General features: G+C 69.1%; 17 protein-coding genes. 11 read left to right on the top strand and 6 right to left on the bottom strand.

Features of this window, described 5'->3' with window-relative positions:
• The first annotated feature begins 12 nt into the window (after nt 1-12).
• The 7 genes from AC3EF3_RS00575 to AC3EF3_RS00605 all read left to right on the top strand — a co-directional run bounded on the left by AC3EF3_RS00575 (nt 13) and on the right by AC3EF3_RS00605 (nt 8,426).
• Nucleotides 13-981: a Bug family tripartite tricarboxylate transporter substrate binding protein gene (locus AC3EF3_RS00575; protein WP_488530219.1), complete on the top strand. Its 969-nt coding sequence runs from the start codon at nt 13-15 to the stop codon at nt 979-981.
• Nucleotides 982-1,441: 460 nt separating this feature from the next.
• Nucleotides 1,442-2,782, top strand: coding sequence for a family 8 glycosyl hydrolase (locus AC3EF3_RS00580; RefSeq protein WP_488530220.1), 1,341 nt, complete (start codon nt 1,442-1,444; stop codon nt 2,780-2,782).
• 77 nt (nt 2,783-2,859) lie between these two features.
• The gene (locus tag AC3EF3_RS00585; RefSeq protein WP_488530221.1) at nt 2,860-3,519 is read left to right on the top strand and encodes a response regulator; all 660 of its coding nucleotides are present in this window, start codon (nt 2,860-2,862) and stop codon (nt 3,517-3,519) included.
• Nucleotides 3,516-4,832 (top strand): ATP-binding protein, encoded by a 1,317-nt coding sequence (locus AC3EF3_RS00590; protein WP_488530222.1) that lies wholly within the window; start codon nt 3,516-3,518, stop codon nt 4,830-4,832. The genes AC3EF3_RS00585 and AC3EF3_RS00590 overlap by 4 nt, the downstream gene beginning before the upstream one ends.
• Before the next feature lie 66 nt (nt 4,833-4,898).
• Nucleotides 4,899-6,386, top strand: coding sequence for a DegQ family serine endoprotease (locus tag AC3EF3_RS00595; protein WP_488533707.1), 1,488 nt, complete (start codon nt 4,899-4,901; stop codon nt 6,384-6,386).
• A 192-nt stretch (nt 6,387-6,578) separates the two neighbouring features.
• The gene (locus AC3EF3_RS00600; RefSeq protein ID WP_488530223.1) at nt 6,579-7,712 is read left to right on the top strand and encodes an SGNH/GDSL hydrolase family protein; all 1,134 of its coding nucleotides are present in this window, start codon (nt 6,579-6,581) and stop codon (nt 7,710-7,712) included.
• An 18-nt stretch (nt 7,713-7,730) separates the two neighbouring features.
• On the top strand, nt 7,731-8,426 hold the full coding sequence (locus tag AC3EF3_RS00605; RefSeq protein WP_488530224.1) for an OmpW/AlkL family protein: 696 nt from the start codon (nt 7,731-7,733) through the stop codon (nt 8,424-8,426).
• Nucleotides 8,427-8,428: 2 nt separating this feature from the next.
• Here AC3EF3_RS00605 and AC3EF3_RS00610 read toward each other — a convergent pair whose 3' ends face one another.
• From AC3EF3_RS00610 to AC3EF3_RS00620, 3 genes are read right to left on the bottom strand one after another with little or no spacing between them, the layout of a single operon-like run.
• A complete protein-coding gene (locus tag AC3EF3_RS00610; protein ID WP_488530225.1) occupies nt 8,429-8,914 on the bottom strand; it encodes a 5' nucleotidase, NT5C type in 486 nt (161 codons plus the stop codon).
• Complete coding sequence (locus tag AC3EF3_RS00615) at nt 8,914-9,330, bottom strand: hypothetical protein (RefSeq protein WP_488530226.1); 417 nt, start codon at nt 9,328-9,330, stop codon at nt 8,914-8,916. The genes AC3EF3_RS00610 and AC3EF3_RS00615 overlap by 1 nt, the downstream gene beginning before the upstream one ends.
• A gap of 1 nt (nt 9,331) precedes the next feature.
• Entirely contained in the window at nt 9,332-9,670 is a 339-nt protein-coding gene (locus AC3EF3_RS00620) for a four-helix bundle copper-binding protein (protein ID WP_488530227.1), read from the bottom strand.
• A 116-nt stretch (nt 9,671-9,786) separates the two neighbouring features.
• On the opposite strand from AC3EF3_RS00620, the gene rocF reads away from it, so the two are divergent.
• Together rocF and AC3EF3_RS00630 are read left to right on the top strand one after the other, a co-directional pair.
• On the top strand, nt 9,787-10,695 hold the full coding sequence (gene rocF, locus AC3EF3_RS00625) for an arginase (RefSeq protein ID WP_488530228.1): 909 nt from the start codon (nt 9,787-9,789) through the stop codon (nt 10,693-10,695).
• A 4-nt stretch (nt 10,696-10,699) separates the two neighbouring features.
• A complete protein-coding gene (locus AC3EF3_RS00630; RefSeq protein WP_488530229.1) occupies nt 10,700-12,424 on the top strand; it encodes an IlvD/Edd family dehydratase in 1,725 nt (574 codons plus the stop codon).
• On the opposite strand, the gene AC3EF3_RS00635 is transcribed toward AC3EF3_RS00630, so the two are convergent.
• The 3 genes from AC3EF3_RS00635 to AC3EF3_RS00645 all read right to left on the bottom strand — a co-directional run bounded on the left by AC3EF3_RS00635 (nt 12,421) and on the right by AC3EF3_RS00645 (nt 15,582).
• Nucleotides 12,421-12,774, bottom strand: coding sequence for a hypothetical protein (locus AC3EF3_RS00635; protein ID WP_488530230.1), 354 nt, complete (start codon nt 12,772-12,774; stop codon nt 12,421-12,423). The two genes, AC3EF3_RS00630 and AC3EF3_RS00635, sit on opposite strands and share 4 nt — an antisense overlap.
• 94 nt (nt 12,775-12,868) lie before the next feature.
• On the bottom strand, nt 12,869-14,908 hold the full coding sequence (locus AC3EF3_RS00640; RefSeq protein WP_488530231.1) for a sensor histidine kinase: 2,040 nt from the start codon (nt 14,906-14,908) through the stop codon (nt 12,869-12,871).
• Nucleotides 14,905-15,582 (bottom strand): response regulator transcription factor, encoded by a 678-nt coding sequence (locus tag AC3EF3_RS00645; RefSeq protein ID WP_488530232.1) that lies wholly within the window; start codon nt 15,580-15,582, stop codon nt 14,905-14,907. Before AC3EF3_RS00645 ends, AC3EF3_RS00640 begins: the two co-directional genes overlap by 4 nt.
• A gap of 146 nt (nt 15,583-15,728) precedes the next feature.
• Between AC3EF3_RS00645 and AC3EF3_RS00650 the strand changes: the two genes are divergently transcribed.
• A complete protein-coding gene (locus AC3EF3_RS00650; RefSeq protein WP_488530233.1) occupies nt 15,729-16,361 on the top strand; it encodes a hypothetical protein in 633 nt (210 codons plus the stop codon).
• Nucleotides 16,362-16,484: 123 nt separating this feature from the next.
• Nucleotides 16,485-17,621, top strand: a complete 1,137-nt coding sequence (locus AC3EF3_RS00655; RefSeq protein ID WP_488533708.1) for a prohibitin family protein — start codon at nt 16,485-16,487, stop codon at nt 17,619-17,621.
• Nucleotide 17,622: the final 1 nt, after the last annotated feature.

Below are 17,622 nucleotides of genomic sequence, written 5' to 3' on the forward strand. Positions count from 1 at the left end.
GGAGACCCTCCCATGCTGAATCGCCGCCACCTCATCGCCGCCGCTGCCGGCGCACCCTGGGCCTTCGAGGCCTTCGCGCAGGACAGGTGGCCGGCGCGCCCGATCCGCTTCGTCGTGCCCTTTGCGCCCGGCGGCAGCTCGGAGATCATCGCGCGCTCCTGCGCGGGCGAGCTGTCGAAGACCCTGGGCCAGAACGTCTTCGTCGACAACAAGCCCGGCGCCTCCGGCAACATCGCCATGGCCGAGGTCGCGCGTGCCGAGGACCAGCACACGATCATCCTCGGCCACATCGGCACGCTGGCGGTGAATCCTTATATGTTCGCCAAGCTGCCCTACGACCCGAACAAGGACTTCAAGCCCGTGAGCCTGCTGGCCAAGGTGCCGAGCCTGTACGTCGTGCATCCGAAGCTGCCGGTCAACAACCTCAGGGAATTCGTCGCGCTGGCCAAGAGCAAGCCCGGCCAGCTCAACTACGGGTCCGCCGGCAACGGCAGCGCGGGCCACCTCGCTTTCGAATACCTGAAGATGACCGCGGACATCTTCGTGCTGCACGTGCCTTACAAGGGCACCGGCCCGCAGCTCACCGACCTGCTGGCCGGCCGGCTCGATGCAGCCTCGGTGGGCGCCTCGGCCATCATCCAGTACATCAAGGCGGGCAAGCTGCGCTGCATCGCCACCGGCTCGACGCAGCGCCTGGCGCAGCTGCCCGACGTGCCCACGGTGGCCGAGCAGGGCTACCCCGGCTTCGAGATGACGCAGTGGTACGGCATGCTCGCGCCGGCCAACATGGCACCGGCCAGTGTCGACAAGCTGGCGGCCGAGACGCAGAAGGCCATGCGTTCGAACGCGGTGCTCGATCTGCTGAAGAACGACGCCGCCAGTGCGGTGGGCGGCACGCCCGCGCAGTTCGCGCAGTTCATCGGGCAAGAGCAGAAGCGCTGGAAAGTGGTCGTGGAGCGCGCGCACATCAAGCCCGAATAATCGCGCTCAGCCTCAGCCATATACAGCCTTTTGGTTTGTAGCTCACCGCGTCTGCATGTAACTACTGCGGCTGAGCTAGAAACACCTGTCGTCTGCGCGAGACAGGACTCGGCCGCTCGACGGCCGGGCCAAGTACATAGCCCATTCTCAGCTGCACGCTTGATGAGGCAAGCGTTTGCGGCCACTTGCTGTCCCGTTCGGCGGCTCGAGCTCGTGCATGGCTCGCGAAAAATTCACGCGCGCCGGCCGGCCCGGTTCTCAGCAATTCCTTACTAATGTAGGCGCCGCATCCGGTGCGATGTCGGACAGCTCCTACTACAGTTCACCGTTCTCGCTGAGGCAGTACCGGCTCAGCAACTGCAGTCCGGTCGTATCCCACGTCTCAGCTCATCTTCCAACAGGCTCGACACCTGCTCTGCGAGCAGGCCGAAGAGCCATATGAACAAGAGAGTTGTTGAACATGCGACGACGCCTATTCCTTTCTTCGAGCTCCGCCGCTGCATTCCTGGCCATGACCGGCTGCGGCGGCGGTGGTGGCGGTGGTTCCACCGACGCGGCCGCAGGATCCTCCACGCTGCCGGTCGCGGTCCAGACGAACACCGCAGCCACCTCGCCGAGCGCGACCGCAGCCGCGACCCTGGGCTCGGGCAGCGGCTATCCCTTCGGCTCGCGCAAGACCGCCTACGTGGCCGGCATCCGTCCTTCGCAAAGCAACGCGGCGATGGACGCCGTGCTCACCGCCCAGTACGACGCCTGGAAGGCGAAGCGCGTGGTCGCGGCCGACTCGGTCGTTGCCGGCGGCTATGCCGTGCAGTTCTCCGACCCGAACTACCTCACCGTGTCCGAAGCCATGGGCTACGGCCTGCTGCTGGCGGTGGTGTTCGCCGGCCACGATCCCAACGCGCAGCAGCTGTTCGACGGCCTGCTGTCGGTGGCGCGCGTGCGCTACGCGTACGGCAACGCGGCGTTCGACCCGACCGGCAAGTACCTGATGGACTGGCGCCTGTATCCCAACGGCACCTCGGCCGGCGACGGCTGGAACGCGGTGGACGGCGACCTCGACATGGCCATGGCGCTGCTGATGGCCGACCGCCAGTGGGGCTCGTCCGGCAAGTGGAACTACCTGCAGGAAGGCAAGAACACCATCGCGGCCATCAAGTCGAACTGCATGCGCAGCGACGGGACGACCAAGGGCCTGAAGTCGGGGGACGTGAGCCGCACCTCCGATTACATGATCGGCCACTTCCGCGCGTTCGCGGCGGCGACCGGCGACGCCTTCTGGAACACCGCCATCGACCGTGCGTATGCCTTGTCCAACCTCATGCAGACGACCTACTCGGCCGTCGGCCTGATGCCCGACTTCATCGTGCACACCGACACCGCCAACCCGATCCCTTCGCCGGGCTACATGGGCGACGGCAATGCCAACGAGGACAAGTACTGGTGGAACGCGTGCCGCAACCCGTGGCGCTTCTCCTCCGACTACCTGCTGTCCGGCGACGCGCGCTGGAAGACCGTCAACGGCCGTCTGGTCAACTTCTTCCAGGGCCAAGCCGCGGGAGGGGACGTCACCATGATCGGCACGGGTTATTCGCTGGACGGCACCAAGGTCACGGGCGGCAACAGCGCCGCCTACCATGCGCCGATCTGCGCGGGCGCGTGCATCGACGCGCAGTACCAGGCCTTCGCCGACGCGCTGTGGAACTGGAACGTGCAGCACCTGACCACCGGCTACTACGACAGCGAGATCCAGCTGCTGTCGATGGTGGTGGCCTCGGGCAACTGGTGGTCCGTCGTCTGATGGCACGCTGCCGGGCCTGACCCGACCCTGCAGCCGTTAAGCTCGCCTTAAGCCACCCGGCTGACACTGGCGATCCCTTGAAACTGCTGCTGGTCGAAGACGACGCGATGATCGGCCGCGCGCTGCTGGACGCACTGCGCGGGGAAAGCTATGCCGTGAACTGGGTGCGCGACGGCGCCACCGCCGACACGGCGCTCGCCTCCGAACCCTACGATCTCGTGTTGCTCGACCTGGGCCTGCCCAAGCGCGACGGCTTATCCGTGCTGCGCGCCCTGCGGGCGCGTGGCAGCCCTGTCCCGGTGCTGGTCGCCACCGCGCGCGACGCGGTGGGCGATCGCGTCGCCGGCCTCGATGCGGGGGCGGACGACTACATCGTCAAGCCCTTCGACATCGACGAGCTGCTGGCGCGCATCCGGGCCCTGATCCGCCGCAGCGCCGGCCGCGCCGAGCCGGTGATCACGCACAAGGGCGTGACCCTCAACCCCGCCACCCGCGAAGCGACGCTGCGTGGCGAGCCGCTGTCGCTGTCGGCCCGCGAATGGGCCGTGCTGGAGCCGATGCTGCAGCGGCCCGGCGCCGTGTTCTCGCGGGCCCAGCTCGAGGAGAAGCTCTACGGGTGGAAGGACGAGGTCAGCAGCAACGCCGTGGAGGTCTACGTGCACGGTCTGCGCAAGAAGCTCGGCGCCGACTTCATCAAGACCGTGCGCGGCCTCGGCTACGTGGTGCCGCGCGAATGAAGGGCGCTGTCGCATCGTCCCCATCGCTGCGACAGCGCATGTTGTGGCTGGTGCTCGCGATGATCGCGCTGGTCTCGCTGCTGCAGGCCACCAGTGCCTACCGCTCGGCGCTGACCGAAGCCGACCGCATGTTCGACATCCACCTGCAGGAGGTCGCGCGCTCGGTGCACGGCGGACTGCCGTTCTCGCCCGGCGAGGAGGAGGAAGAGTTCTCGGTGCGGATCTGGTCGCCGGACGGCCAGGAGCTGTACCGGTCGGGCGTGCGGCCCATGCCGCCGCAAGCGGTGCTCGGCTTTTCGGACGCGCTCGTGGACGGGGTGCGCTTGCGGATCTATTCGCTGCGCACGCCCGAGCACACGATCCAGATCGCGCAGGACCTCGACGCGCGCTCCGAACGTGCCCGCTCGCTGGCGTGGAAAGCCATCCTGCCGATCGTCCTGCTCGCGCCGATCCTGATGCTCGCCGTGTGGTGGCTGATCGACCGCTCGCTGGCACCCGTGCAGCGCGTGCGGCGGCAGGTGGCGGCGCGCGAGGCGAGCGACCTGTCGCCGCTGCCCACCTCGGGCCTGCCGGAGGAGGTGCTGCCGCTCGTCGGCGAGATCAACCTGCTGTTCGAGCGCCTGCAGCACGCGCGCGCTGCGCAGCAGCAGTTCATCGCCGATGCGGCGCACGAGTTGCGCTCGCCCCTGGCGGCGCTGAAATTGCAGGCTCAGGCATTGCGCAAGCCGCTCGACGAAGCCACCCGGCAGCAGGCGGTCGAGCGCCTCAACGAGGGCATGGCGCGGGCGATCGAGCTGTCGGGCCAGCTGCTCGCGCTCGCCCGCGAGGAAGCCGGCGAGCCCATGACCGGCGCGGAAAACGTCGAGCTCGAGCAGCTGGCGCGCGAAGTCGTGGCCGAGGTGCTGCCGCAGGCGCAGGCACGCCGCATCGACCTCGGGCTCGAGCCGGGCTCGACGGCCACCGTCCCGGGCCAGCGCCAGGCCTTGCACGTGCTGCTGCGCAATCTGCTCGACAACGCGATCAAGTATTGCCCGGAGTGCGGCACGGTCGACATCCGCATCGAGCACGAGCACGCCGCCGGCACCACGTTGATCGTGGAGGATTCCGGTCCCGGCATCCCGGACGGCGAACGCGAGCGCGTGTTCGACCGCTTCTACCGTGTGCCCGGCACCGAAGCGCCCGGCAGCGGGCTGGGCCTGGCGATCGTCAAGACCGTGGCCGACCGCCACCACGCGCGCGTCGAGCTCGGCCGCTCCGCACGGCTCGGCGGTTTGCGCGTGGCGGTGCGGTTTGCGGACGGCGCCGGGCCTTAAGCTTGTCCTAAGCCGGCCGCCGCACATTGGTGGCTGTAGGAAACCTTTTCGCAAGGACTCACCATGATGAAGAACATGAACTTCCGCGCGCTGCCGCTGGCGGCGGCGCTCATCGGCGCGGGCTTCGCGGGCGGCGCCGCGGTCGAGCTGCTTCACCAGGACGCGGCGATCGTCCACGCGGCCGTGCTGCCGCCGCTGGCGCCGGGCGAGAGCTCGCGCGACGCGACGACCCCGGCCATGCCCGACTTCCCGCTCATCACGCAGAAGTACGGGCCGGCGGTGGTCAACATCAGCGTGACCGGCACGCGCAAGGCCGGCAGCGACGATGACGAGGATTCGCCGCAACTCGGCGGGATCGATCCCTTCGAGTTCTTCCGCCGCTTCGGCCAGGGTGGCGGCCGCAACGTTGTGCCGCGCGCGCTGCCGGTGCACGGCCTCGGCTCGGGGTTCATCATCGACCCGAATGGCCTGATCATGACCAACGCGCACGTCGTGAAGGACGCGAATGAAGTCACGGTCAAGCTCACCGACCGGCGCGAGTTCCGCGCCAAGGTGCTGGGCGCCGACCCGAAGACCGACATCGCCGTGATCAAGATCGACGCGAAGAACCTGCCCGCGGTGACGCTGGGGAGCAGCGAGCGCCTGAAAGCCGGCGAATGGGTGCTGGCCATCGGTTCGCCCTTCGGCTTCGAGAACACGGTGACGGCCGGCGTGGTCAGCGCCAAGGGCCGCACGCTGCCGACCGATTCGGCCGTGCCGTTCATCCAGACCGACGTCGCGGTGAATCCCGGCAACTCGGGCGGGCCGCTGTTCAACACCAAGGGCGAGGTGGTGGGCATCAACTCGCAGATCTATTCGCAGTCGGGCGGCTACCAGGGCGTGTCGTTCTCGATCCCGATCGACCTGGCCGTGAAGGTGAAGGACCAGATCGTCACGAAGGGCAAGGTCGAACACGCGCGGCTGGGCGTGAGCGTGCAGGAAGTGAACCAGCAGCTGGCCGATTCGTTCGGCCTGGATCGGCCGGCCGGTGCGCTGGTGGCGAACGTCGAGAAGGGCAGCCCCGCGGACAAGGCCGGACTGCAGACCGGCGACGTGATCCGCAGCGTCAACGGCCAGCCGATCATCGCCTCGGGCGACCTGTCGGCGATCGTGAGCGCGTCGCAGCCGGGCCAGAAGGCAACGCTCGATGTGTGGCGCAAGGGCAAGCCGGTGCAGATTTCGGCGACGCTGGGCAATGCCAGCGACAAGGTCGCCAAGGCCGACAAGGGCGACTCGAAGGCCGAAGGCGGCAAGCTGGGTCTCGCGGTGCGGCCGCTGCAGTCCGAAGAGCGCAAGCAGGTCGGCATCGCGAGCGGCGGGCTGGTCGTCGAGGACGTGGCGGGCCCCGCTGCTGCTGCGGGTGTCGAGCCCGGCGACGTGATCCTGTCGGTCAACGGCCAGCCGGTTTCGAGCGTCGAGCAGATGCGCGCCATCGTCTCGAAGTCGAACAAGTCGGCGGCGCTGCTGGTGCAGCGCGGCGAGGACAAGATTTTCGTGCCGATCCGGATCGGCTGACCCGCACCACCGCAGAACGCGCGCTGGCAACGGGAGCGAGAAGCTCCGGTTGCCAGCGCGTTTTTCATTTGGAGCTTGAGGGGTCCCTCTAGAAGCCGTGGGGGATAACCCTGTTCGCGGTCCCGCGGTGCGGCCTCTACGATGCTCCGTCAAAAATCGAACGGTCGTTCTATTTTCTCAAGGAGACATCGGATGAGGCAGATGAAAACAACGTTGGCCGCGCTGGGCGTCGCGATCCTGGTCGCCGCGTGCGGCGGAGGCGGCGATGCGGCGCCGCCCAAGGTGGCGATCTCGAAAGTCGTGGTTGCCGGCGACAGCCTGGCGGATGCCGGGGTCTTCGGTGCGAAATTCACGGTGCAGAAAGCGTCCGACCCGGCGAACGGCTATCCGGTGTATCCGCAGATCGTGGCGGCCGACTACGGCATCGCATCGCAATGCGCCTTCTTCCGCAGCTCCACGGGCGGGCAGTCCTTCACCACGCAAGCCGGCTGCACGAATTTCGCGGTCGGCGGCGGGCACATCGTCAATCCGGCGAGCCAGGGCGGCGGCGCCGCGCCGTTCGCGCTGGCGGTGCAGCTCGGCGCCGCGCTCCAGGTGAACGGAAGCTACGGCGCCGGTGACCTCCTCATCGTCGACGCCGGCGGCAACGATGCCGGCGACCTGGTCTCGGCCTATCTCGGCGCGGCCAGCGGCGCCGCGGGCGTGGCCGCCTACCAGGCCTTCCTGGCGCAGCAGCTCGACGCGGCGACCATCGCCGCGACGCTGCCCACGCAGAATGGCGCCGCCACTGCCGCGGGCCTGTACATGCAGAAGCTCGCCGACACCTACTGGGCCACGGTCAAGTCGACCACGCTGGACAAGGGCGCGACCCACGTGGTGATCCTGAACATGGTCGATGTCACGCGGACGCCCAAGTTCGCCGCGGTGCTGGCGCAGGTCGCCGCGGCCAGCGGCGGCGGCACCGCCGGCGCCACGGCCGCGGGCCAGCTGCAGGCAGCGATCCAGCAATGGATCCAGGCATTCAACGCCCGCCTGAAAGCCGACATCAACGGCGACTCGCGCGTGGCGCTGGTGCCGTTCTACGAGGACTTCACGGACGAACTCACGCACCCGGCCGACTACGGCCTCACGAATGGGACGGACCCGTTGTGTGGCGCCGGTTTCCCGGCTAACTGCGTCGACGCGCAGCTGGACGCCGCGCCCGGCAAGACGGCGGGCTGGTGGACGCGCTATGCGTTCGCGAACGAATTCCATCCGACACCGTACGGCCACGCCCTGCTCGCCGCCTCGACGAGCCGTGCCATCGCCCGCATGGGCTGGCTCTGATCACCAGGAGAAGAAGCAATGAAGAAGCACTGGATATTCCGCGCCCTGGCCGTGGCCGCGATGCTCGGCGGGGGCGCGGCATCGGCCCACGCGCAGGTCATCGGCGACTGGATGGATGGCCGCTGGATGGTCGGCATCGGCGCGCAGCAGATCAGTCCGAACGTGTCGAGCGGTTCGCTGTCCGCCCCGTCCGCGGCCGGCACGCAGCTCGGCGTGCGCAAGGACACCCAGCCGATCGCGTGGGTCACTCGCCTGCTCACGGACCATTGGTCGGTCGAAGTGCCGATCACGGCCGGTTTCAAGCATGAGATCGTCGGCGCCGGCGCCATCGCGGGCGTGGGAAAGATCGGCACCGTCCGGGCCCTGCCCCTCACGGTGTTCGCCCAGTACCGGTTCCTCGAGCCGGAAGCGCGCATCCGTCCCTACGCCATGCTGGGCGCGACCTACGCCTATTTCCACGGGGCGCGCGGCAGCGCGACCCTGAACGCGGTCAACCCGATCAACCCGCCGGGCGGGACGGGCCTGAAGGTCGATTCCAAGTTCGCGCTTTCGCCCGGGGTCGGCGTCACCTTCGCCATCACCGACAGGATGTTCGCCGACGTGCAGTACGTCCACACGTTTCTCAAGACGACGGCCCATCTCTCGAGCGGGCAGTCGATCCGCACCAAGCTCGACCCCGACGCCTTCCGCGTCGGCGTCGGCATGCGCTTCTGAGTTCACGCGACCCTGCGCAGCGACGGGAAGTACGCCGCCAGCTCGCGCAGCGTCTCGCGCGCGCTGCGATGGTGGACGAAGATGCCGCCCGCGCCTTCCCACAGGTGCCGGTGCTTGAGCGTGTCGTCCACCAGCACGTCGCCTTCGGTGCAGTGGTCGCGCTTGTCCACGGCCAGGACCGTGATGATGCGCGTGCCCGGGAAATGCTCGGCCGCCCACCGCACCTTTTGCGGCGCGGCCCAGTTGCCGCGCGGCAGCCCGGTGAGGATCACCGGATCGAGGTGCCGGACGGCATCGAACAGCTCGCGTGCATCGGGCATCAGCGGCAGGCGCGCATAGAAATCCGGCGCGCTCGCCAGCTGCTTCCAGAATCGGCCCGGGCCGTGCCTGTCGACGTAGGGTGGCGGATCCATGCCGAGCAGGCGACGCGCGCCTTCGTCGAAATCGGCCAGCACGCCGTCGCAATCCAGGTACAGCTGCCGCGCCATCAGCGGAAGGACGCGGGCTGCAGCTTCACGTCGACCGGCGCGTCCAGCCGTTGCCAGCCTTCATCGCGGATCGCGTCGTTGCTTTCCTTCGCCGTGCGGTTGGCGGCGAGCGACCACGTGATGTGATACGTGCCGCCGTCGGGACGCTCGGTCGTCCCGTCGAGTTCCACCACCATCGCCTCCACGCCGGCGCCGTCGTCGACGCGGCCCACGATGCGGGCCTGCACCGGGTGCGGCAAGGTCGAGTCGCTCGCGACCTTCGCGCGCAGCGTCACGTGGTCGGCGATGGTGCGTGCGTAGGTCGGCGGGAAGCGCTTCAGCAGGGATTCGCGCTGCTGGGCGTCGACCTTCCAGCCGATCACCGCGTCGCCCGGCTTGGCGATGTCGTACGCTTCGACAGCCGTGGAGGTAGCCATGTCACGCCGCCATGCGTTCGCACGCGTTCGCGCAGACGCGGCAGGTTTCCGCGCACTGCTGGCAATGGTCCATGTCGTGCTTCGCGCACTCTTCCGCGCACATCCGGCAGGCGCGCGCGCACAGGCCGCACATGGCATCGGCCAGCTCGCTGCCGCCGGCCATCAGCGCGACCGACACCGAGCACAGCTCGGCGCAGTCGAAGTCGAGCGCGATGCAGCGCGTGAGCATCTTCACGTCGGGCTCCTGCAGGCACAGCGCGGCGCAGTGCTGGCAGGCGACCGCGCATGCGTTGCAGGCGGCGATGCAATCCAGGTAGCGGTTGAGGCGGTCGGCGGACATGGAACTCTCCCTGTTTGCCCCCATTCTCGGCAGCGGCCTTGGTGCGCGGGCAGGACCGAAGCACTCGGTAGCATCCGACACCACCGCTGCGCTGCAACCTGACACAATCGCCGACGATGAAAACCGTAAGCCTGATCGGTGCACCGACGGACGTGGGCGCCAGCGTGCGCGGCGCCGGCATGGGGCCGGACGCGTTGCGTGTGGCGGGGCTGTACGACGCGCTGCGCGCGCTCGGGCTCAACGTCATCGACCACGGCAACCTGGCCGGCCCGCCCACGCCCTGGGCGCCGCCGCAGGGCGGCATCCGCCATCTCGAAGAAGTCGTGCAGTGGAACCGCAGCGTGTTCGACCGCGTCGCGGCCGTCCTCGCGGCGGGGCAGGTGCCGCTACTGATGGGCGGCGACCATTGCCTGGCGATCGGCTCGATCAGCGCCATCGCGCGGCACTGCCGCTATGCGAAGAAGAAGCTGCGGGTGATCTGGTTCGACGCGCACACCGATGTGAACAACCCGAACATCAGCCCCTCGGGCAACGTGCACGGCATGCCGGTGTCGTGCCTGCTGGGCGACGGGCCCCGGCAGCTGGTCGGCTGGAGCGGCCAGCCCGCCGCGCTCACGGCCGACGACATCGATTTCGTGGGCATCCGCAGCGTCGACAACGACGAGAAGATGGCCATCAAGCAGCTGGGCCTGTCGGTCTTCGACATGCGCCACATCGACGAGCATGGCATGCGCAACACCATGGTCGAAGTGCTGCACGATGTGGACGACGACACGCACCTGCACGTGAGCTTCGACCTCGACTGCCTCGACCCCATGGATGCGCCGGGCGTGGGCACCGGCGTGCGCGGCGGCCCGACCTATCGCGAGATGCAGCTGTGCATGGAGATGATCGCGGACAGCGGGCAGCTGTCGTCGCTCGACGTCGTCGAGATCAATCCCGCACTGGACGTGCGCAACCGCACCGCCGAGCTCGCGGTGGAGTTCGTCTCCAGCCTGTTCGGCGCGTCCACGCTGGTACGCTGAAACGATGACGAAGCAAGACGACCGCGGATTCCGCAAAGGCCTCACCTCCTACGGCGACACGGGTTTCTCGCTGTTCCTGCGCAAGGCCTTCATCAAGGGCGCGGGCTACACCGACGAGGCGCTCGACCGGCCGGTGATCGGCATCGCCAACACGGGCAGCAGCTACAACCCGTGCCACGGCAACGCGCCGCAACTGCTGGAAGCCGTCAAGCGCGGCGTGATGCTGGCCGGCGGCCTGCCGATGGAGTTCCCGACGATCTCGCTGCACGAGAGCTTCGCGCGGCCCACGTCGATGTACCTGCGCAACCTGATGTCGATCGACACCGAGGAGATGATCCGCGCGCAGCCGATGGATGCCGTGGTGCTGATCGGCGGCTGCGACAAGACCGTGCCGGCGCAACTGATGGGGGCGGCTTCGGCCAACATCCCCGCGATCCAGCTCGTCACCGGCTCCATGCTGACGGGCGCGCATCGTGGCGAGCGCGTCGGCGCCTGCACCGACTGCCGCCGCTACTGGGCCAAGTTCCGCGGCGGCGAGATCGACGAAGAGCAGGTCAGCGACGTGAACAACCAGCTGGTCGCGAGCGTGGGCACCTGCTCGGTGATGGGCACCGCGAGCACCATGGCCTGCGTCGCCGAAGCGCTGGGCATGACGGTGCCGGGCGGCGCGTCGCCACCGGCGGTGACGGCCGACCGCATCCGCGTCGCCGAGGAAACGGGCGCGCGCGCGGTGGGCCTCGCCAGGGAGAAGCTCACCATCGACAAGATCCTCACGCCCGACGCCTTCGAGAACGCCTTGCGCGTGCTGCTCGCGATCGGCGGCTCGACCAACGGCATCGTGCACCTCGCCGCGATCGCGGGGCGGCTCGGCTGGGACGTCGATCTCGGCGCGCTCGACCGCATGGGCCGCGACACGCCCGTGCTGGTGGACCTCAAGCCCTCGGGCGCGCATTACATGGAGGACTTCCACAAGGCCGGTGGCGTGCCCGCCTTGTTGCGCGAGCTCAAGCCCCTGCTCAAGCTCGATGCACTCACGGTGACCGGCCGCACGCTGGGCGAAGTTATCGAGGCGAGCGGCGCCGGCTTCGCGCAGGACGTGATCCGCCCGCGCACCCACCCGGTCTACCCGCAGGGCGGCATCGCCGTGCTGCGCGGCAATCTTGCGCCGGGCGGGGCGATCATCAAGCAGTCGGCGGCCGATGCGCGGCTCATGGAGCACGAGGGCCGCGCCGTGGTGTTCGAGAACGCGCAGCATCTGGCCGAGCGCATCGACGCCGACGACCTCGACGTGAAGGCCGACGACGTCCTCGTGCTGAAGAACATCGGCCCGAAGGGCGCGCCCGGCATGCCCGAAGCGGGCTACCTGCCGATCCCGATGAAGCTCGCCCGTGCCGGCGTGAAGGACATGGTGCGCGTTTCCGACGGCCGCATGAGCGGCACCGCGTTCGGCACCATCGTGCTGCACGTCACGCCGGAGTCGGCCATCGGCGGGCCGCTCGCGCACGTGAAGAGCGGCGACCGCATTCGCCTCAGCGTGAAGAACCGGGAGATTTCCCTGCTCGTGTCCGACGAGGAACTGGCGCGACGCGCGAAGGAAGCACCGGTGCAGGTCCCGACGGCCGAGCGCGGCTACGAGAAGCTGTTCCAGCAGGCGGTCACGCAGGCGGACCAGGGTGTCGACTTCGACTTCCTGCGCGCGGCGCAGCGGCGCGGCACGCTGCCGCGCTAGGCGCTGTCGTTGTCGGTATCGGACTCGACATCGTTCGCATCGAGATCCGTCAATTCGTTCGCGTCGGTGTCGCGCTGCGGGAAGCCTTCCGCTGAAGCGAGCGCCTGTTCTTCCTCGCTCAGGTTCACCACGTGGTCGGGCAGGATGTCGGCCCCTTCCTCGCCGTCGCCACCCGGCGTGACCGAGCCGCGCTCGCCGGTGCCGACGGCGTCGCTGTCCGCATGAGCTTCCGGCGTGCCGATGGTGTCGCTGCCGCTGTCGGAGTTGTCGCTCGGGCCGAGCGATTGGGCGTCGCGACCGCCGGGCTGCGTCGGCGCCTTGTCCGCCCCGAGGATGCTGCTGTAGGCCATGGTGTGTCCTTTGCTCTCGTTGCCCCCAGTGTGGGGAGCGGGCCGCGAAAGCTCAGTCGTCTGCCGGACAGCAAGCGTGTCGGAGGGCGCCGACTCAGGCGCGCTGCAGCTGGAGCTCGAACGTGACGCCGCCGTCTTCGTTGCGAGCGCGGACGGTGCCGCCCATCTTGGCCAGATAGGTACGCACGACAAACAGCCCCTGGCCACGATGGCCGGCGTTCGCCGCGCCGGAGAAGCCGTATTCGAAGATGCGGTCCAGGGCCGCGGCATCGATGCCCGGTCCTTCGTTGTGGATCGTGACCGTGGCCGTGCTGTCGCCTGCGCCGAGGCCGATGGCGATCGGCGTGCCCGCGCGCCGGTGGCGGTCGGCATTGCGCAGCACGTGCGTGACGACGTCTTCCAGCGCGAACTCTTCGGCACGCACGGGCACCGGTGTGCCCCGCGGACGGTACTGCACCCCCTCGATGCCGGCGAAATGCGCGTTGGCGGCCACCTGCGCGAGGAACGCGTCGAGGTCCAGCGTCGCCACATCGATTTGCGCGGCGGCGAGCGCCTCGCTGGGCGAGACCTGGCCGTACAGCACGCGCACCGCCTGCTGCATGCGCTGCACGTAGCGGTGGGCCGCACTGTCGGGATCGGGATGCAGCACCATCAACGACTGCAGCGGCGACAGGATCTCGTGGCCCACGGCCTGCAGCATGTCGCGCTCCTGCTGCGCACGCAGCTGCTCGCGCTGCACGTCGTCCTTCACGCGCTGGAGCAGGTCGTCCAGGCCCGCGGCGAGGATGCCCATCTCGTCCTGGCCGCGCAGGTCGGAGACATCCAGCCGCGCCAGGCTCTGGTCGAGCCGGTCGGCCTGCACGTTGCGCGACACGGCGGCGGCGCGGCGCGTGAGCACGGTGATGCGGCGGATCAGCCCGAGCTCGATCACCAGCCACGCCACGAGGATCGCCGCCAGCATCGCGCCCACGTACCATGACATGCGTGTCGCCACCGCGCCCAGCGAACGCTCCACGCCGCGTGCATCGCCCGACAGGATGACTTCGTAGTTGCCGACGGGCGTGGTGATCACGTCACGCGCCGGCGCCGGCAGGCCCGGTCCCTCGAGTGGCAGGTGGCGGATCAGGCGCGTGATCAGCGGTGAGGCGCGTGGCGTGTCGTCCTCGCGGCCCTTGAACACCAGCGGGGTCTGCTTGCCCGCGGCGAGCCGGCGCACCAGCAGCGTCTCGCCCGGCAGCAGTGCCTTGCGCACGTCGTTCAACGAGGCGGGCGCCTCACCGCCGGGCGCGTCGGTGTCGAACACGGTGGCGCCATTGGGGGCGAGCATGCGCAGGCGCACGCCGATCTCGTTCAGGTCAGCGGGTGGCCACACCGGGCGCCTGCTGGCGACCAGCGCCTCGCGGAACGCCTCGACGGGCAGGCGGATCGAGAAGAACGCGCGCTTCGCGCAGTTCGCCGTTTCCTCGCTGCCGTCGGCGCAGATGCCGGTCTGCCACAGCCAGCCGCGGAAGTCGTGCAGGGGCTTCGCCTCTTCGGGCAGGGTCGTCTCGCCGGTGTCCGTGTACGCGACCAGGCGTCCGCGGATCGAGCCGTTGGCGTTGTCCGAGAGCAGCTCGAACGGAGCCACCCATTGCGTCATGGTGCCACGCATCGCCAGCGTGACCAGGGCGCGATGCGAAGCGGCAAGGTCCAGCGACCCTGGGTCGCGCGGCACCATCTCGCTGGTGGCGAAGCTGCCCACGAGGTAGATGAAGCCGCCGGTGTACGGATTGCTGCCGACCGCCGCGCACACCGAACCGCCATCGGGATAGCGGACCGAGCAGCCCGCGAGCTCCACCGCCTGCTGCGCTTTGTTCTGGTCGTCGAAATCGAGCGCCGCATAGGGCAGCAGCACCGGGTGCAGCGGCGTGGCCTGCTCGCTCATGCCCGGATTGAGCAGCGCCAGCAGGCCCGCAGGATGGCGCAGGCGCGCGACGACCTCGGCGTGGGTCTTGCGAAATCCCTCGCGATAGTCGCGCCAGCTGCGCGCCTTCTCCTCCTTCAGCAGCACCAGCGCGAAGGCGACGGTGGCGATCGCGAGCAGCAGGAACACCCCGCGAAAGAGGATGCGCCGCCGGAACGAGGCCAGCGTCATGGCGGCACCCAGCGGAAGCCGCGCATCGGGATGTTCTCGATGCCGTCGAACTCCGGGTCGACTTCCTTGAACGCGTCGCGGATCGTGCTCACGTGCTTGCGCACGTTGTCGCGGTTGCGGCCGCTCTTCACGACCTCGAACAGCTCGTCGTACGAGACCACCTCGCCCGCGCGCTGGTACAGCGTCGCTAGGATGCGCTGCGCCGTGAGCGGCAGGTTGATGCGCTTGCCGCGCCACATCGGCGTGCGCTGCCACAGCGGATCGAGCGACAGCTCCTCCGGCGCGGCTTGCGCCTGCTTCGCGACGCGCAGGATCTCGAGGAAGGTCTCGACGAAATCGGCTTCCTCGAAGGTGGTCTTCTGCAGGTAGTCCCAGGCGTCCAGCGCCTTCATGATGCTGCGGTAGATCGCTGCCGGCATCGCGGAGACCACCAGCACCGGCGTGCCCTGGCGCTGCTTGTTGATCGCGTTGATCAGGGCCACGCCCGCGTGGCGCTCGCGCCCGAGCTCGATGTCGAGCACCACGACGTCGTAGCGTTCGCGCGCGAGCGCCGCCTCGGCGCTGTCGCGGTCGAACCACTGGTGGACCTCGATGCCGGGTTTGGCCGCGCGGATCCAGCCGGCCAGCTGGTGGCTGGTGGGCGCGTCGTCCTCGATCACCGCGACAAGGGTCATGCGCGGATTATCCCGGCGGATCGCCGCGGCGCGCGCGGAAGATTTCTTCCGGCCCCGGAAGGAAGTGGCCCCGCGCGCCCGTTGTTCGCTCCGCGCCGTCTTCGAAGAATGAGCTCATCGCCAACACACCGACGAAGGAGAAGACGATGAAGACGATCCACCGCAAGGCCCTGCACCAGATCACCATCCTCTGGGCCGCCGGCGCCGTCACCGCGGCAGCATGGGCGTCCGGCCTCACCGAGGAGGGCTACATGCTGGCCGCCAGCGACTGGCGCAGCGAAGTCGCGGGTGTGCCCTCGACGGACTGGCCGGTCGACGGCTGGTACCGCCTCTCGCCCGGGCGCACGGGCATCGACGTGCGCCCTATGGTGCCGAGCCGTGCCGAAGAAGGCGACCCGGAAGGCGCAATGTACGTGCGGGTGCCGGGCGCGCGCCTGGCCGAAGGCCTGCGTCCCCGCGTGCGCTTCGCGGCCGGCGAGTTCAAGCCGCAGGTCGGGACCGACTACCGGTTCGAGCTGGACAAGGTGCCGTTCTCGTTCGCCGTCCGCAGCGATCGCGACGGCACGCGCTACGAGATCAGCTATGCCGGCAACGTGCACAGCTACATGCTCGGCCTGCCCGCGGCGGCGACCAAGGTGAAAGCGATCGCCGACCTCGATGGCGATGGGCTGCCCGACTTCATGCTCGACGTCGGCGACGAGAGCTATCTCCTGCTGTCCACACAGGCGAAGCCCGGCGGCAACTTGCCGAGCGCGCAGCTGTGGGCGATGGGGTGCTGAACCAGCAAAGGATCCGCCATGCTGCATCGCCTCAACGTCCTGGTGCGCGCGATCCGCCGCAACATCGCGCGCCGGTTGCGCCCGTCGGGCGACTCGCCCGCGCCCTTCAGTGCCGATTCGACGATGGCCGCCCTGTGCGCGGCGCGCAAGACGATCTTCATCGTCGCGCCGCTTGCCATCGCCGGCTGGCTGATCTACCGGCACCCACCCCTGGACCACGTGGCCCGCGGCGAAGTGGGCGTGCGCACGAACCAGCTCACCGGTGCCGTGACGCTGTGGCGCGAGGGCAGCGTGTTTGTGCTGCCCGGCCTGTTCGAGATGCGCGTGTACCCGCTGCACGACCAGGTGTACCGCCCCGAGGCGATCCGCAGCGCCAGCGGGCCGGCGCCGCTGCAGTCGATCGAAGGGCTGTCGGTCGGCGTTGACCTGGCGGTGCGCTACGCGCTCGACCCGGCCCGCGTCGCCGCGAATTCGCGCAACCTGCCCGACGACATCGCCGGCGAGATCGTCGAGCCGGCCGTGCAGGGCGTGATCTACAAGGTGTTCGCACGCTACACGGTGCGCGAGATCTTCTCGGTCAAGCGCGCGGAGATCCAGCAGGCGGTCGAGAACGAGCTGCGCACGCGGCTGGCGGCCGACGGCGTACTGCTGCGCTCGGTGCAGGTGGGCAAGGTGGACCTGCCGGCGGACTACCGGCGCGGCATGGAGCGGCTGCTGGCCGAGGAACTCGAAGCCCAGAAGATGCAATACACGCTGGACCTCAAGGCCAAGCGCGTGAAGGAGACCGAGCTCGAGGCCAGCGCCGACAAGGCGAGGCGCGAGGTGCAGGCCGAGGCGGCGGCGCGCGAGCAGGTGATCGCCGCGCGCGCGCAGGAAGAGGCGATGAAGCACGTGCTGCCGTTCAAGCAGCGCCAGATCGAGCAACGCAAGCTCGAGGCCGAGGCCGAGAAGCAGTCGCGCATGAAAGTGGCCGAGGGCAACGCGCAGGCGCGCCAGATCGAGGCGAGCGGCGAAGCCGAAGCGCGCCGCCGGCTGGCCGACGCCGAAGCGTGGCGGCTGGAGCGCGTCGGCAAGGTGAACGCCGAGCAGATGGCGCGCGAAGGCGCGGTGATCACGCAGCATCCGCTGCTGGTGCAGAAGTCGCTGGCCGACAAGCTCTCGGACAAGGTGCAGGTGATCATCGCCCCGCCGCCGCGCGACGGTGGCTTCATCGGCGACGCGATCCTCGGCCGCCAGGTCTCGGCGGCCAAGGAGCAATGAC

This window comes from Ramlibacter sp. GS1-15 (assembly GCF_057785015.1).

Excerpts from the sequence above, each read along its gene's own strand:
- AC3EF3_RS00655 (WP_488533708.1), top strand. The coding sequence starts at position 16,485 with ATGGCCGCCCTGTGCGCGGCGCGCAAGACGATCTTCATCGTCGCGCCG.
- AC3EF3_RS00615 (WP_488530226.1), bottom strand. The coding sequence starts at position 9,330 with ATGGCTACCTCCACGGCTGTCGAAGCGTACGACATCGCCAAGCCGGGC.
- AC3EF3_RS00650 (WP_488530233.1), top strand. The coding sequence starts at position 15,729 with ATGAAGACGATCCACCGCAAGGCCCTGCACCAGATCACCATCCTCTGG.
- AC3EF3_RS00595 (WP_488533707.1), top strand. The coding sequence starts at position 4,899 with ATGAAGAACATGAACTTCCGCGCGCTGCCGCTGGCGGCGGCGCTCATC.
- AC3EF3_RS00610 (WP_488530225.1), bottom strand. The coding sequence starts at position 8,914 with ATGGCGCGGCAGCTGTACCTGGATTGCGACGGCGTGCTGGCCGATTTC.
- AC3EF3_RS00605 (WP_488530224.1), top strand. The coding sequence starts at position 7,731 with ATGAAGAAGCACTGGATATTCCGCGCCCTGGCCGTGGCCGCGATGCTC.
- AC3EF3_RS00590 (WP_488530222.1), top strand. The coding sequence starts at position 3,516 with ATGAAGGGCGCTGTCGCATCGTCCCCATCGCTGCGACAGCGCATGTTG.
- rocF (WP_488530228.1), top strand. The coding sequence starts at position 9,787 with ATGAAAACCGTAAGCCTGATCGGTGCACCGACGGACGTGGGCGCCAGC.
- AC3EF3_RS00635 (WP_488530230.1), bottom strand. The coding sequence starts at position 12,774 with ATGGCCTACAGCAGCATCCTCGGGGCGGACAAGGCGCCGACGCAGCCC.
- AC3EF3_RS00645 (WP_488530232.1), bottom strand. The coding sequence starts at position 15,582 with ATGACCCTTGTCGCGGTGATCGAGGACGACGCGCCCACCAGCCACCAG.
- AC3EF3_RS00575 (WP_488530219.1), top strand. The coding sequence starts at position 13 with ATGCTGAATCGCCGCCACCTCATCGCCGCCGCTGCCGGCGCACCCTGG.
- AC3EF3_RS00640 (WP_488530231.1), bottom strand. The coding sequence starts at position 14,908 with ATGACGCTGGCCTCGTTCCGGCGGCGCATCCTCTTTCGCGGGGTGTTC.
- AC3EF3_RS00600 (WP_488530223.1), top strand. The coding sequence starts at position 6,579 with ATGAGGCAGATGAAAACAACGTTGGCCGCGCTGGGCGTCGCGATCCTG.
- AC3EF3_RS00580 (WP_488530220.1), top strand. The coding sequence starts at position 1,442 with ATGCGACGACGCCTATTCCTTTCTTCGAGCTCCGCCGCTGCATTCCTG.
- AC3EF3_RS00630 (WP_488530229.1), top strand. The coding sequence starts at position 10,700 with ATGACGAAGCAAGACGACCGCGGATTCCGCAAAGGCCTCACCTCCTAC.
- AC3EF3_RS00620 (WP_488530227.1), bottom strand. The coding sequence starts at position 9,670 with ATGTCCGCCGACCGCCTCAACCGCTACCTGGATTGCATCGCCGCCTGC.